The organism is Streptosporangium sp. DT93 (genome assembly GCF_049844535.1).
Classification (GTDB): domain Bacteria; phylum Actinomycetota; class Actinomycetes; order Streptosporangiales; family Streptosporangiaceae; genus Streptosporangium.
In genome coordinates, this window is the sequence record NZ_JBNCLF010000010.1 from 161,783 (window position 1) to 176,969 (window position 15,187).

The window sequence follows — 15,187 nt, forward strand, 5'->3', positions numbered from 1 at the left end:
CGCGCCCGCCGAGCACCTGCCCGCCGGCTACCCGCCCGCCGAGCACCTGCCCGCCGGCTACCCGCCCGCCGGGCACCTACCGGCCGGGCGTCCCTCCTCCGGCCACCTGCCCGCCGGGTACCCACCGGCCGGGCGTTCCCCCTCCGGCCACCCGCCGGCTCGGCACACCGCGGCAGGTCCCGTACCGGCCGTGCACGCTCCCGCCGGTCCCGCACCGGCCGTGTACGCCCCCGTCGTCGCCGCGACCGCCGAACACCCGGGCGGACCCGGGTCCACCCCGCACGCGTTCCCCCCGTCCACGCCCGTCCCGCACGCGACCGCCGACCCCCCGCGGAGAACGTCCGCGCCGGCCGGACCCGCCGATCCCGCCGGTCCGGTGCCCGCGGGGCGCGTGCCGGTGGAGGCCGCGGCCACGGCGTGGGGCGAGCACGGGGTGGTACCCGCGCAACTGCCCGCGGACGTTCCGCACTTCGTCGGCAGGACCACCGAGATCGCCCAGCTCGACGCCCTGCTCGACGAGCGGATCGGGCAGGGCCTGCTGACCATCGCGCTCGTCACCGGCGTCGCCGGGGTCGGCAAGTCGGGCCTGGCCGTGCACTGGGCGCACCGGGTCGCCTCCCGCTTCCCCGACGGGCAGCTCTTCGTGAACCTGCGCGGCTACGACCTCAACGCGCGGCCCCTCACGCCCGGCGAGGTCATGGATCGCTTCCTGCGCGCCTTCGGCGTCGGCGGCGAGCGCATCCCCGAGGACCTGGACGAGCGCGCCGGTCTGCTGCGCACCGTCATCGGCAGGCGCCGGTTGCTGCTCGTGCTGGACAACGCCCGTGCCGTCGAGCAGGTCAGGCCGCTGCTCCCCGGCTCCGGCACCTGCTGCGTCGTGGTGACCAGCAGGGACCCGCTGGGGGACCTGGCCCCCACGGAGGGCGCCAGCGTGATCCAGCTGCAGGTGCTGGGACCGGACGACTCCGCGGCCCTGCTGCGTGGGGTCGCCGACCCCGTGGCCATGGGCGAGGACCCCACCGCCACGGCGCTGCTCGGCGAGCTGTGCGACGGGCTGCCGCTGGCCCTGCGGATCGTGGGCGCCCGCCTCACCGCCCGCTCGTACTGGACCCCGGCCCGGCTGGCCCGGCGGCTCGCCGACGAGCGGCGCCGCCTGGACGAGCTGAGCTACGGCCAGCTCACCGTACGGGCCGGCTTCGCCCTGAGCTACCGCGACCTGAGCCCGGAGGCGGCGCTGATGTTCCGCAGGCTGGGCCTGCTGGAGGCGCCCGACTTCGCCTCCTGGGCGGGCGCGGCACTGCTCGGCATCGACGTCCTCGACGCCGAGGACCTGATCGACCGGCTGGTGGACGCCCAGCTCGTCGAGGTGCAGGGACGCGACGGCGCCGACCAGATCCGCTACCGCTTCCACGACCTGATCCGGCTGTACGCCAGGGAGCGGGCCCACGCCGAGGAGACCGCCGAGGACCGTCTCGCCTCGGTCACCCGCGCGCTGGGCTGCTGGCTGGCGCTGACCGAGGACGCGCACCAGCGGGAGTACGGCGGAGCCTTCACCCAGGTGCACGGCACGGTGCCCCGGTGGCGGCCGGACGACGCGGACGAGCTGCTGGAACGGCCGCTCGACTGGCTGGAGGCCGAACGCGGAGCCCTCGTCGCCGCGATCTCCCAGGCCGCCCGCCTCGGCGCGTCCGAGCTGTGCTGGGACCTCGCCGTCACCGCCACCACCCTGTTCGAGGCGCGCAGCCACTTCGACGACTGGCGCGGGACCCACGAGACGGCCCTGGCCGTCGCCCGCGAGCACGCCGACCTGCGCGGAGAGGCCGCCGTACTGTGCTCGCTGGGGAGCATGTACCTCTTCCAGCAGGAACCGGACAGGGCCGGTGAGCACCTGCTGGCGGCCCGCGAGCTGTTCGAGCGGCTCGGGGACTCCTACGGACTGGCGCTGACGCTGCGCAGCCTCTCCCTGCTGGACCGGCTCGCGGGCCGCTACGACCTGGCCCTCGACGGTTTCCACGCGGCCAAGAAGATCTTCGTGGAGACGGGGGACCGGTTCGCCGAGGCCCACGTGCTCGGCGGGATCGCCCAGGTCCACACCGACCGGGGCAGGACCGACCTGGCCGAACCGCTGCTCAGGCAGGCCCTGGAGGTCTTCCGGCGGCTCGGCAGCGAGCGGGGACAGGCGCAGATCCTCAACAGGCTGGGGGAGGCCCTGCTGCGTCAGGACCGTCCCGAGGAGGCCGAGGAGATCGCCCGGCGCGCGCTCGTCCTGGTCAGGGACCGGCGGGACGGCATCGGCCAGGCGTACATCCTGTGCGGGCTGGGGGAGATCCAGATCCGCCGGGACCTGCCGGAGGCCGCGGTGGAGAGTCTCGGCGAGGCGCTCGCCATCGCCAGGGAGGTACGCGAGCGCTTCGTGGAGGCACGGATCCACCTGGCCTTCGGCCAGCTCCACACCCGGCGGGGCCGGTTCGACGAGGCGGTGACCCACCTCCTTGAGGCCCTGCGGTTGTCCACCGACCTGGACACCCGGCTGTGGCGGTTCCGGGCCCTGTCCGCGCTGGGGGAGGTGTTCGCCCTCAAGGGGGACGAGGCCGCCGCCTTCGACGCGCTGAGCCGGGCCCTGGACTGCCGTACCGGCATCGCGCCGGAGGACGACCGGCGGATCAGGGCGCGGCTGGCGGTGCTGTCGGAGGTGTCGGGGCTGTCGGGGGACGCGTCAGGTCCACGTGCTGTCGCCGGTGGTACTGGCGATTGACGAGGCCACGCCGAACGTGACCTGCCCCATCGCCGGAGTGAGCGTGAGGAGCGCGGCAGTTGCGGTGACCTTCGCGGCCCAAGTGATCCACCGGGACATCTTCCACCTCGTTCGTTCGTGTCGGCTGCTTCCGGCGACGAACGTAGGACGGGGCGGGATCGCATCGGCATCGCATCGGTCATCGCCGGGCATCGGGGGCGGACGGGCCGTGCCTGGCACGGGCACGGGCACGGGTGGTGACACGGGTGCGGGTGTGAACGAGGTCAGGACGTCCCGCCCGCCCCCGTGCCCACGGTGTGGTCCCAGGCCTCCCGCAGCCACCCGGACCGCTGCGCGCTGCCCCGGTCGACGGCGGCCAGCCGGTCGCCGACCTGCTCCAGCAGGAGAAGGACGTGCTCCGGGCCGGTCGAGCCCGCCGTCCGCTTGCGCCGCACGCCCGCCTCCGGGTCGAGCAGCTCCCGCACCTCGTCCTGCCCGACGTCCAGGGCGAGGCCGAACCGCTCGCCGGCGGCGACCAGGCCCGCCGCCGAGAGCGCCCCGGCCGACGCGCTCCACGCGTCGACGACGGCCCGCGCCGTCCCCTCCGGTACGCCGTGTTCCAGCACGAGGTGACCGGTGACCGCCGAGACGGCCGCGGGCTCGTCCCGTACGGCCCGGCTCGCGGGCTCCGGGTGGAACCGCACGTCCGTCACCACCCGCTCGAACAGCGCGAGCATCGTGCCGCAGGTCGTGAACAGCTCCTCCGCCGCCTCGCCGCCCTCCCCGCCGATGCCCTCGGGGTCGGTGTGGCCGAGGTCACCCTGCGCGGCCACGATCTCGTACGAGAGCCCGGTCAGGTGGCGCGCCAGGTCGCGGGTCCTCTCCAGGACCGGCGCGCCCGGGGCGTGCGGCCCGGTGGAAGAACCAGCCGGAGAGGAACCGGTGTGCGAGGGCCCGGCGGGGGCGTCCGGTGGGCCGATGAACCGCAGGCCCGGCCCTGCCCACCGGATCAGGTCGTTCAGGAAGCGGTTCAGCGTGGTGGCGAGCACCGACAGCTCCGCGGCCGAGCGCAGCACCCAGGCGCCGGAGACGGCCGAGGTCAGCGCGTGCGGCTGCGGCCCGTCGAACCCCAGCGCCACCGCGAGACGGTGCCGGTCCAGCGGCGCCTCCAGCCCGGTCATCACCCCGGCCCCCAGCGGGCAGAGGTTGACCGCGTCGAACGACGCCTGGAGCGACTCCGCGGCCCCGGCCGTCGCCTCGGCGAGCGCGGCCAGGTAGAAACCGAAGGTCATGGCCTGCGCGGGCCTGTTCCCCCGCCGGGGGCACCCCGGCATCACGGACCCGGTGTGCCGCGCCGCCGCCTCCAGCGAGGCGCGGGACAGCCGGCTCAGCGCCGTCACCGTCTCCAGCAGCCGCTCCCTGCCCCGCATGAGCCACGCGCACGCCCGCACGTCGTCGCGGACGGGGGCGTCGTACCGGACGCGCACGTCGTCGGGAAGACGCGACCTGACGCACGCCTCCAGGGCGGACAGCGGATCCGGCGCGACGGCCGCCGTGGCACCGGCCGCGTCGCCCTTTGCCCCACCGGCCGCGCCGTCCGCCGCCACGAGGGGAAGGGCCAGCACGGCCTGGCGGATCCGCTTCTCCGTCTGCGGGCCGATCAGCCCCGTGCGGGTGTACTCGCCGGCTCTGGCCAGCTCGATCCAGCGGTGGTGGTACGGCAGGGAGTGCGCCCCCTGGCGGGGCCTCCGGGCCGGGACCGCACCGCCGGGATCGTCCGCGGCGCCGGGGGCGCCGGGGGTTCCGGAGACGTCGGGGGCGTCAGGGACACCGAGGTCGTCGAGGGTGTCGCGGTCGTCGAGGCCGAGGCCGCCGCGTGGGCCCGCCGGGGCCCGTCGTGTCCGTCCGGTCGCAGGCATGGACCCCACGCTTCCCGTGCGCACCGGAGGTGACCAGGAGGAACGACCGGCGATATCGCGGCGATACCAAGACGAGAGCGGTCGATGACCGACCTTTCCTAGCGTGACGCCATATGTCATAGCAGGGGGTTCATGTGAGGTCTGTACCGTTGTCCGACGGCCTGGGATTCGCCCGGCTGCTGCGCGCCCACCGGGGCAGGGCGCGGCTGACCCAGGAGGAACTGGCCGAACGCGCACGCCTGAGCGTGCGCACGCTGCGCGATCTCGAACGGGGCCGCACCCGCTACCCGCACCGCGCCTCGGTGCGTCGCCTGGCCGCCGCCCTGGAGCTGACCGGTGAGGACCGGCTGGCCTTCGAGGCGACCCCGCCGCCCCGCCCGCTCACGGCGCTCCCCGGTGCGCCCGCGTCCCCTCCCGCCGCTCCGGCCGTGCTCTCCCTCCCCGGACGCGACCCGTCTCCCGGCCGGGACCCGTTTCCCGAACGGGGCGCGTTCTCCGGGCGAGACCCGTTCTCGGGACGCGACCCGTTTCCCGGACGTGTCACGTTCCCGGCGCGCGGCCCGTCCCGGGAGTGGGGCCCGTCCCCGGAGTGGGCACTGCCCCCGGTGAGCGACAGCGTCACGCTGAGCCGCCTCCTCCCGCTGCGCGAGGCCGAGGACGCGGTGATGATCGCCTCAGGGGGCGGGAGACCGGCGGTGGTGACCGTCACCGGCCCGGCCGGGACCGGCAAGACCACCCTGGCCGTCCAGTGCGCCCACCTGCTGCGCCGCCGGACGGGGATGGACGCGCTCTTCGTCGACCTGGGCCGCGACCGCCGTGACGCCCGCGAGCTGCGCGCCGCCCTGCGGATGGCGCGCCTCGGCCTGGCGGCGTCCCCGGCCTCGGGCGGGCGCTGCCTGCTGCTGGTGGACGGCGCGGACGGCCGCCGGGACGGATCGGCGGCGGGCCGGGTGCCGCCGCTGCTGACGCTCGGGTTCACCGGGATCGTCGTCACCGGCAGGGAACCGATCGCGGGACTCGTCCCCTCCCGCAGGATCGTCCTCACCGACCCTGGATGAGACCCGCGTCACCCCGCCCCGCCGGACCGCACCGCCGGTCCCGGCACGGCGATCGCGGTGACGATCAGGCCGTCGGCCACCAGCCAGCGGCCCTCGAAGCCGGTCACCTCCCGGCCGTCCACCACGGGGCCCGGCACCAGCAGCCGGGCGGTGAACGTCCCGGAGGGGGAGAACGACAACCGGGCCTCCTCGAACCCCAGCCAGCGGCGGGCCAGCGGGAACCACGCCTTGTAGACGCTCTCCTTGGCGCTGAACAGCAGCCGCTCCCACTGCACGCCGCCACCGAGACCGGCCAGCTCGGCGCGCTCCTCGTCCAGCGAGATCGAGGGCAGGATGCCCTCGGGGAGCGGCTCGTGGGGCTCGGCGTCGATGCCGACGGTCAGCGCCTCCAGGGAGACGGCCGCCGCGCGGTAGCCGGCGCAGTGGGTGATGGCGCCCACCACCCCGTCGGGCCAGCCGGGCGCGCCGCGCTCGCCGGGCAGGATCGGCGCCGGCGGCACCCCGATGCGGGCCAGCGCCTGGCGGGCGCAGTGGCGCGCGGTGCCGAACTCACGCCGCCGCTTCTCCACCGCGCGGGCGACGACCGCCTCCTCCTCGGGGAACAGCGCGACGTCCGGCGGGTCCTCGAACGCCTCGGCGCTCGTCACCCACGACGGCAGGATCTTCTCGATCATGCGACGGGCTGCGGGCTGGGCAGGATGTGCCGCAGCCTGCCGGGCGGGGTGGAGCGGGGACGCCATTCGCGTGGGTAGCCCAAGGAGACCTCCTCGAAGCGGACACCGTCGTACCAGGTGGTGCGGGGGATGTGCAGGTGGCCGTAGACGACCGTGTGGGCGTCGAAGCGCACGTGCCAGTCGGCGGTGCGCTCGGTGCCGCACCAGATCGCGAACTCCGGGTGGTACATCACCTGCGTGGGGTCGCGCACCAGCGGATAGTGGTTGACCAGCACCGTCGGGACGCCGGGCGGCCTGGCCTCCAGTCGCCGCTCGGTCTCGGCGATCCTGACCTCGCACCAGGCGTCCCGGGTCGGGTACGGGTCGGGGTGCAGCAGCATCTCGTCGGTGCAGACCACGCCCTTGTCGTAGGCGATGGCCAGCGCCTCCTCCTTCGTCGCCACCCCGGGCATGCGGAAGGTGTAGTCGTACAGCACGAACAGCGGGGCGACGGTGACCGGGCCCTCCGGGCCGGTCCAGGTGAGGTACGGGTCCTCGGGCGTCGTCACCCCCAGGCCGCGGCACAGCTCGACCAGGTGCCGGTAGCGCTCCTCGCCGCGGAGCTGGACGGGGTCGCTGGGATGGGTCCACAGCTCGTGGTTGCCCGGCGCCCACACCACCTTCTCGAACCGCTCGGCGAGCAGGCCGAGGGTCCACTCGATGTCGGAGACCTTCTCGGACACGTCACCGGCGACCAGCAGCCAGTCGGAGGCGGACAGAGGCCGCAACTCCTCGACGATGCGCCGGTTCTCCTTGTACCCGATGTGCAGGTCGCTGATGGCCAGCAGTGACGTCATGCCCGGCCCGCCCTGTTCACGGCCAGGGCCGCCGCCCCGCGCGTTCCCTCGTCCACGAGCACCGTCGCCTCCGTCCAGCGCGCTTCCCCGAACCCCGCGACCCGGTCACGAGACCGTGGTCCACGGGTAAGGAAGACCCTCTCATGACCGCGCCCGGCCGCACACCCCGCCCCGGCGCGGAACGTGCCATGCCGGTCGGCGCACGAGTGCGGCGATACCCGTGCGCCCGCCGGGGAGAGCGGCGATTCTTGACCCATGACCACCTCGAGGACGACCGTCCCCCACCCTCCGCCCGCCTGCCACATCGCGCCCCCCGACCTGCTGGAGGCGGTGGCCGGGCAGGGCGCCCCCGACGAGCGCCGGGCCGCGCTCAGGACGCTGGCCACGTCGGAGAGGGCCCGGGCGCAGCGCGCCTCGGTCGCCGGCGTGCTGCGCCAGCTCAGCCTCACCATCTCCGACGTCGCGCCCGCCCCCGGCATGGTGCGCACCGTCTACGACGTGGAGAACGGGGGCGACTTCGACCTTCCCGGACGCCGGCGCCGCGGGGAGGGCGACCCGCCCTCGGGGGACGCCGCGGTCGACGACGCCTACGACGGCGCGGGCACCACCTACGACTTCTACCGGACGGTCCTGGGCCGCGACGGCATCGACGGGCGCGGACTGGAGATCGTCTCCTCGGTCCACTACGGGAACGACTACGACAACGCCGCCTGGACCGGCTTCCAGATGATCTACGGTGACGGCAGCGGGCAGATCTTCACCAAGGGGTCGCTCACCAGGGCCGTCGACATCGTCGCCCACGAGCTGACCCACGGCATCACCCAGTTCACCGCGCACCTGGTCTACAGCAAGCAGGCCGGGGCGCTCAACGAGTCCTTCTCCGACGTCTTCGGCTCCCTCGTCAAGCAGTACGACCGGGGCCAGAGCGCGGGTCAGGCCGACTGGCTGATCGGCGACGGCATCCTGGGCAGCGCGCTGCGCGGGACGGCCCTGCGGTCGCTGAAGGCGCCGGGGACCGCCTGGTCCACCCCCTCCGGGGGCCGCGACCGCCAGCCCGCGCACATGCGCGACTACGTGGACCTGCCCGACGACGGCGACCCCGCCAACGACCACGGCGGCGTCCACATCAACTCGGGCATCCCCAACCACGCCTTCTACCTGGCCGCCACCGCCATCGGCGGTCACGCCTGGGAGCGCGCCGGCCGGATCTGGTACGTCACGCTCACCGAACGGCTGCGTTCGCGCTCGGACTTCCAGGAGGCCGCGGAGGCGACGGTGGAGGTCGCCGGGGAGCTGTTCGGCGAGGGCGGGGACGAGCAGGGGAAGGTGCGCGACGCGTGGCGGCAGGTCGGCGTCCTCTGACCGGGAACCACCCGCGGCGGCCCGCGCCGCGACCCGGCCCGCCCCGGGACGCACGGCTCCACGAGGCACCGCTCCATGAGAGACCGCTCCATGAGGCACGGCTCCATGAGGCACGGCTCCATGAGGCACTGATCCATGAGGCACCGATCCATGCGTCACCGGTCCGGGACGCGCCGCTCCCGGGTCGTAGGATCGTGCCATGAAGGTCTCGATCGTCCGCGGCGGCGGCATCGCCGGCCTTGTCACGGTCACCACGGCCGACTCCGCGTCCCTGGCCCCGCACGAGGTCGCGGAGTTACGCGCCAGGGTGGAACGGGCCGTACCGGCCGGCGAGCCGCCGCCGACGCCCCCGGCCACCGCCCGGCCGGACCGTTTCGACTACGAGCTGACCGTCGAGGACGAGGACGGCACGCGCACGGTGCGCGCGAGCGAGGGCACGCTGTCCGCGCCGCTGCGCGCGCTCATCTCGTACGTGGCCTCGCTCCCGGGACGGCAGGAGCGGATCGGCCCGCCCGGCTGACCCCGCGCCTCACTCCCGCGTCCCACGCCCTTCACCCCGCGTCCGTCACCCCTCACCTTCGTGACCTCCCCCCCCCGCACCGTGCATCCGCCCCGCGTCGCTCGTCCTCGTTCGAGCGTTGTTCGAGCGTTTGACCACGTGAGACTCCGCACGGTCACCGGTTTCGGCGGAGACGTTTCCGTCGATCGGTCCTCCGGGGATCGATTCACGGGGCGCGGCGAGGTGGCCGGGCAGCGGAGGCGGGGCGCCGCCGCTTTATTACGCCTTGGCTGCGATTGCCGATACGGCTGGATTATCAGCCTGAGTGAAACCACATTTACCAGGAGCACTTCGGATATGCGGAGGTATATGTGAGACGCTTCATCATCACCGCGGCCGTCGCCACCCTCACGGCGGCAGCGCTGGTGCCCCCCGCGCAGGCCCGGCAGGCGATCGCCGAACCGGGTGCGGAGACCGAGTACGTGGTCCTCTACAAGGAGGGCGCGAACCCCGCGGACGCCCAGCGGGCCATCAAGGCCGCCGGCGGGAGCATCGTCAAGGAGAACACCGCGGTCGGCCTGGCCACCGTCACCACGACGAACACCGGCTTCGTCCAGGCGGTGAGCGGTGCCGCCTCGATCGAGGGGTCCGCCCACAACCGGACCATCGGCAGCGTGCCCACCGCCAGGAAGGCGGCCGCGACCCGCTCGGCCAACGAGGTCAAGGCGGTGGAGAAGGCCGGTCACGGCGCGCCCGCCGCCTCCACCCACGGCAAGCCCGCGCCCGCCGCCGAGCCCCTGTCCGAGCTGCAGTGGGACATGAAGCAGATCCGCGCGACCGTGGAGGGCTCCTACCGCTACCAGCAGGGTGACCGCGGCGTCCTGGTCGGCGTCATCGACACCGGCGTGGACGGGTCCCACCCCGACATCGCGCCGAACTTCAACAGCAGGCTGAGCCGTAACTTCACCGTCGACGTCCCCGTCGACGCGAACGGCGCCGAGGTCGACGGTCCCTGCGAGGCCGAGCCGGACCGCTCCTGCAACGACCCGGCGAACGTCGACGAGAACGACCACGGCACGCACGTGGCGTCGTCGATCGCCTCGCCCATCAACGGGCTGGGCATCGCGGGCGTGGCTCCCAAGGTCTCGATCGTGAACCTCCGGGCGGGCCAGGACTCCGGCTACTTCTTCCTGCAGCCCAGCGTCGACGCGCTGACCTACGCCGCCGACGTCGGCGTCGACGTGGTCAACATGAGCTACTACATCGACCCGTGGCTGTTCAACTGCGTCGACAACCCGGCCGACTCCCCGGCCGACCGTGCCGAGCAGGCCACCGTCATCAAGGCCACCCAGCGGGCGCTGAACTACGCGCACGCCAGGGGCGTGACCCTGGTGGGGGCCGCGGGCAACGCCGGCAGCGACTACACCAAGGAGATCACCGACTCCTCCAGCCCCGACTTCGCCGGTGTGCCCGGCGAGCTCCCCTACGAGCGCACGATCTCCCCGAGCTGCGTCTCCATGCCGGCCGAGGGCGTGCACGTGATCTCGGTCGCCTCGACGGGCATCAGCAAGCGCAAGTCGTACTACTCCAACTACGGCAACGGCTACATCGACATCGCCTCCCCGGGTGGTGACGTCTACGACCGGCCGGACAACACCCGCGACGTGACCAGGGCCACGCTCTCGGCCTACCCCAGGGCGCTGGCCGAGGAGCGCGGCGAGCTCAACGCCGACGGCACGCCCAACGTCGACTACGTGGTCCGCAGCTGCCGCGGCGACGTCTGCGCCTACTACCAGTACCTGCAGGGCACCTCGATGGCCTCACCGCGCGCCGCGGGCGTGGCCGCCCTGATCGTCAGCAGGTTCGGCGTGCCCGACCGGGCGCACGGCGGCAAGAAGCTCGCGCCCGCCGTGGTGGAGACGGTCCTGAAGGCCACCGCGACCAGGACGCCCTGCCCCACCCCGCGCGCCTACGAGTACACCAGGCACCTGTCGGACGGCACCACGAACGTCACCACGCACACCTGCGAGGGAGGCTTCCTGCGCAACGGCTTCTACGGTCACGGGATCGTCGACGCCCTGAGGGCGGTCCGCTGACCTGATCCCGGCGCCCCGCGCCGCACCACGACGGCCATCCGGCCACCCGGTCATCACCGGTGTGGCCGGATGGCCGTCCGCGTTCCCGCCCCCGGCCCGCGTCCACCTGCCCGCCCGCGTTCCCGCTCCCGGCCCGCGCTCACCCGCCGGCCCTCGCCCGCCCGCCCGGTCCCGGTCTCCCGCGCCATCTCCCGCCGCCGCGCGGGTGATCCGCATGATTTCGCAGCATCTTTACGCCTTCTTGCGCGATGAGTTGATTTACCCGCAGCCCGCCCCGGGGATGGGTCGCCCGACGCCGTCGGCCATCGGGTCGTGAGCCTGCCGCCGGAAGACGCATCCGAACGCGGTCCCGCTTGCGAATTCCTCTATCGACGCAAAGGAGTGATGCCCATGGCCGCCGTCACCCGCGAGAGCGACCGGCTCCGTGAGCGGATGGACCACCACCTCGACCGGCTTCTCGAGCGGGAGGCGTCCAGGCTCGCCTTCCTCGGCGACGACCTGGAGGTGATACGCGAGGTACTGCTCGGCTTCGTCCGCGCGGGCGGGAAGCGGCTGCGGCCCTCGTTCGTGTACTGGGGCCACCGGGCCGCGGGCGGTTCCCCCGACGACGAGGCGGTGCTCGCCGCGGGCTGCGCGGTGGAGCTCGTGCACGCCTGCGCGCTCATCCTGGACGACGTCATGGACGAGGCCGACACGCGGCGCGGGCGGACCACGGCCCACCTGGTGCTCGCCGGCCACCACCGCGACCGCGACTGGCTGGGCGACCCGAGGCGGTTCGGCGAGTCCACCGCCACCCTGTTCGGCATGCTCGCCTACACCTGGGCCGACGCGGCGCTGCTGGTGTGCGGGGACGGCCTCCCGGCCGCCCTGGAGGTGTTCAACCGGCTCAGGAGCGAGGTCGTCGGCGGGCAGTACCTCGACCTGGTCCACGCCGCCAGACGCGGCGGGGACGTGGAGGAGGCCGGGCGCATCTCCACCTACAAGTCCGGCAAGTACACCGTCGAGCGCCCCCTGCACCTGGGCCACGCCGTCGCCGGCGGGCACCCCCGGCTGCGCGCCGTGCTCAGCGCGTACGCGCTGCCGCTGGGGGAGGCCTTCCAGCTCCGCGACGACGTGCTCGGCGTGTTCGGCGACCCGGCCACCACCGGCAAACCCGTCGGCGCCGACCTGCTGCAGGGCAAGCACACCTGGCTGACCGCGGTGGCGCGCGAGCGGGCCGGGGAGTACGGCGCGGCCCTGCTGGACGACGTCGCCGACGACGAGGGAGCGGAGGCCGCGCGTGCCCTGATCGTCGCCACCGGCGCGCTGGAGGCCGCCGAGGAACGCATCGCCGACCTGGTCGCCCGTGCCGTGGCGGCCCTCGGCGCGGGCGACGTCCCGGCCGAGGCCGCATGCGGGCTGGCCGACCTCGCCGACCTGGCCACCAGGAGGAGCGCGTGAGTCCCGTCGTGGTGATCGGTGCCGGTCTCGGCGGCCTGGCCGCGGCGGTCCGCCTGGCCGCCGCCGGACGTGACGTCACGATCGTGGAGGCGGCCCAGGTGCCGGGCGGGTGCTGCGGCACCGCCACCGTGGGCGAGTACCGCTTCGACACCGGCCCGTCGGTGCTGACCATGCCGGACGTGCTGGCCGACGTCTTCGCCGCCGCCGGGGAGGACATGGAGAGCCTGCTGCCGCTGCGGCGGCTGGACCCCTACTACCGGCTGCGCTACCACGACGGCTCGCACCTGGACGTCGTGGAGGGCGAGGACGCCATGGCCGAGCAGGTGCGCGCGCTGAGCGGCGCCGCCGAGGCCGACCGCTACCGGCGCCTGCGCGCCCGGCTGGGCGAGCTGTTCGACGCCGAGTGGCCGGTGTTCATCGACCGCGACATGACCCGGCTGCGCGACCTGGCCAGGCCGGCGGTACTGGCCCGCCTGGCCGCGCTGGGCGGCTTCCGCAGCATGGACGCCCTGGTCAAGAGCCACGTCACCGATGAGCGGCTGGTCAAGGCGCACACCTTCCAGGCCCTGTACGTGGGCCTGCCGCCCCGCCGCGCGCTCGGCATCTACGCGGTCATCGCCCACATGGACACCGTCGGCGGCGTCTTCTTCCCGCGCGACGGCGGCATGCACGCCATCCCGCGCGCCCTGGCGGCGCTGGCAGAGAAGGCGGGCGCCCAGATCCGCTACGGGGTGCGCGCCGTGAAGGTCGAGTCCGGCGCCTCGGGCGTCTCGGGCGTCCGGCTCGACACCGGGGAGCGCCTGGCGGCCGGGAACGTGGTGGTCGCCTGCGACCTGTCGCGCGCCCACACCGGGCTGCTGCCGCCGGGGGCGGGCGACTGGAGGCTGCGCCGTCCCCGCTACTCGCCGTCCTGCCTGGTCCTGCACTTCGGCCTGGACCGGAAGCTGGCCGGCCAGGCCCACCACACGCTGCACTTCGGGGCCCAGTGGGACGCCACGTTCGACGCGCTGCGCGCCGGACGGCCGCAGCCCGACCCCAACCTGCTGGTCACCTACCCCGAGTCCGACACCGGCGCCGCGCCGAACGGTCACGCCACCCTCAGCGTGCTGGAGCCGACCGCCAACCTGCGCGGCGGCGCCGACTGGGACGACCTGAGCCCGCGGCTGCAGGACCGGCTGCTCGGCAGGCTCGCCGACCTCGGCTACGGCGACCTGTCCTCGGCGCCGAGGCTCACCATCGACCCGCCCGCATGGGCGCGGCTGGGTCACACGGCCGGCACCCCGTTCGCCCTGGACCACCGCTTCAGCCAGACGGCCTGGTTCCGGCCGGCGGGCGCGGCCCGGCGCGTCCCCGGCCTGCACTTCGCCGGAATGTACACCGCGCCGGGGGTGGGGGTGCCCCCGGTGCTCATCTCCGGCCGGCTGGCCGCGCAACGCGTACTGGAGACCCCCCGATGACCCTGACCGCGAGTTACGAGTACTGCCGCAGGCTCAACGCCCGGCACGGCCGCTCCTACTACCTGGCGACCCTGCTGCTGCCCGCCTGGAAACGGCCGCACGTGCACGCCCTGTACGGCTTCGCCCGCTACGCCGACGAGATCGTGGACTCCTTCACCATGACCGGGGACCGGGCGCGGGCGCTGGAGGACCTGACCGCCAAGGTGTCCGGCGCACTGGCGGGCGCCACCGGGGACGCCGGGACGGACGCTGCCGGTGACCCGGTGATCCCGGCGTTCACCCAGACCGTCCGCTCGTTCGGCATCGACCACGGCGACGTCACGGCGTTCCTGCGGTCGATGCGGGCCGACCTGACCGTCACCCGCTACTCCAGCTACGACGACCTGCTGGAGTACATGGAGGGGTCGGCCGCGGTGATCGGCACGATGATGCTGCCCGTCCTCGAACCGCTGCCCGGCCTGGCGGGCAAGGCCAGGGAGCCCGCCCGCCAGCTCGGGCTGGCCTTCCAGCTCACGAACTTCCTGCGCGACGTCGTCGAGGACCTGGAGCGCGGCCGGGTCTACCTGCCCCTGGAGGACCTGGACAGGTTCGGCGTGCGGGTGGACGACCTGGGGCGCCCCGCCCCCACCCCCGCCCTGCGCGAGCTGCTGGCCTTCGAGACCCGGCGGGCCAGGGACCACTACGCGCGGGCCGAGGAGGGCATCGAGATGCTGACCCCCTCCTCGCGGCCGTGCCTGCGCGCCGCCGTCGCGCTGTACGGGGGCATCCTCGACCGGATCGAGGCCGCCCGCTACGACGTGCTCGGAGGCAGGGCCGCGGTGCCGAAGCGGCGCAGGGCGGCGATCTTCGTACGGCACCTGCTGGCCGCCTCCGCGGCCGACCGCGCCGAGCGGCGCGTGACCGTCGAGGTCCCGTGAGCCGATCGGACGGCACGGCCCCCGGCGCGCGGCCCCGCACGCCCTCACCGCCCACGGGCCCGTTCCCCACGGGCCCGTCCTTCATGGGGCCCTCTCCCACGGGCCTGTCCTCCACGAACCCGCCCCTCACGGGCCTGTTCTTCACGGGTTCGTCCCCCACGGACCCGCTCCCCGCGGGTCCGTGCTTCGCGGGCC

11 protein-coding genes are annotated in these 15,187 nt (G+C 74.3%); 8 read left to right on the top strand and 3 right to left on the bottom strand.

The window, feature by feature from the left end:
- Positions 1 to 2,755 (top strand): ATP-binding protein (locus ACLQ2R_RS22255; RefSeq protein ID WP_425962262.1); only part of this gene is annotated, 2,755 nt, incomplete at its 5' end.
- 263 nt (positions 2,756 to 3,018) lie between these two features.
- Here the strand turns inward: ACLQ2R_RS22255 and ACLQ2R_RS22260 are convergent.
- Positions 3,019 to 4,653, bottom strand: coding sequence for a lyase family protein (locus ACLQ2R_RS22260; RefSeq protein WP_425962263.1), 1,635 nt, complete (start codon positions 4,651 to 4,653; stop codon positions 3,019 to 3,021).
- 149 nt (positions 4,654 to 4,802) lie between these two features.
- Between ACLQ2R_RS22260 and ACLQ2R_RS22265 the strand changes: the two genes are divergently transcribed.
- Entirely contained in the window at positions 4,803 to 5,711 is a 909-nt protein-coding gene (locus ACLQ2R_RS22265; RefSeq protein WP_425962265.1) for a helix-turn-helix domain-containing protein, read from the top strand.
- A gap of 8 nt (positions 5,712 to 5,719) precedes the next feature.
- Here ACLQ2R_RS22265 and ACLQ2R_RS22270 read toward each other — a convergent pair whose 3' ends face one another.
- Positions 5,720 to 6,385 (bottom strand): 4'-phosphopantetheinyl transferase family protein, encoded by a 666-nt coding sequence (locus tag ACLQ2R_RS22270; protein WP_425962267.1) that lies wholly within the window; start codon positions 6,383 to 6,385, stop codon positions 5,720 to 5,722.
- A complete protein-coding gene (locus tag ACLQ2R_RS22275) occupies positions 6,382 to 7,221 on the bottom strand; it encodes a metallophosphoesterase family protein (RefSeq protein ID WP_425962269.1) in 840 nt (279 codons plus the stop codon). Before ACLQ2R_RS22275 ends, ACLQ2R_RS22270 begins: the two co-directional genes overlap by 4 nt.
- Positions 7,222 to 7,476: 255 nt before the next feature.
- Here ACLQ2R_RS22275 and ACLQ2R_RS22280 point away from each other — a divergent pair, with 255 nt between their 5' ends.
- The 6 genes from ACLQ2R_RS22280 to ACLQ2R_RS22305 all read left to right on the top strand — a co-directional run bounded on the left by ACLQ2R_RS22280 (position 7,477) and on the right by ACLQ2R_RS22305 (position 14,992).
- Positions 7,477 to 8,583: a M4 family metallopeptidase gene (locus ACLQ2R_RS22280; RefSeq protein ID WP_425962271.1), complete on the top strand. Its 1,107-nt coding sequence runs from the start codon at positions 7,477 to 7,479 to the stop codon at positions 8,581 to 8,583.
- A gap of 199 nt (positions 8,584 to 8,782) precedes the next feature.
- The gene (locus ACLQ2R_RS22285; RefSeq protein WP_425962272.1) at positions 8,783 to 9,103 is read left to right on the top strand and encodes a protealysin inhibitor emfourin; all 321 of its coding nucleotides are present in this window, start codon (positions 8,783 to 8,785) and stop codon (positions 9,101 to 9,103) included.
- 350 nt (positions 9,104 to 9,453) lie between these two features.
- Positions 9,454 to 11,178, top strand: a complete 1,725-nt coding sequence (locus tag ACLQ2R_RS22290) for a S8 family serine peptidase (protein WP_425962273.1) — start codon at positions 9,454 to 9,456, stop codon at positions 11,176 to 11,178.
- 390 nt (positions 11,179 to 11,568) lie between these two features.
- Positions 11,569 to 12,618 (top strand): polyprenyl synthetase family protein, encoded by a 1,050-nt coding sequence (locus ACLQ2R_RS22295; RefSeq protein WP_425962274.1) that lies wholly within the window; start codon positions 11,569 to 11,571, stop codon positions 12,616 to 12,618.
- The gene (crtI, locus tag ACLQ2R_RS22300) at positions 12,615 to 14,075 is read left to right on the top strand and encodes a phytoene desaturase family protein (protein WP_425962276.1); all 1,461 of its coding nucleotides are present in this window, start codon (positions 12,615 to 12,617) and stop codon (positions 14,073 to 14,075) included. Before ACLQ2R_RS22295 ends, crtI begins: the two co-directional genes overlap by 4 nt.
- Positions 14,072 to 14,992 (top strand): phytoene/squalene synthase family protein, encoded by a 921-nt coding sequence (locus ACLQ2R_RS22305; protein WP_425962277.1) that lies wholly within the window; start codon positions 14,072 to 14,074, stop codon positions 14,990 to 14,992. The genes crtI and ACLQ2R_RS22305 overlap by 4 nt, the downstream gene beginning before the upstream one ends.
- Positions 14,993 to 15,187: the final 195 nt, after the last annotated feature.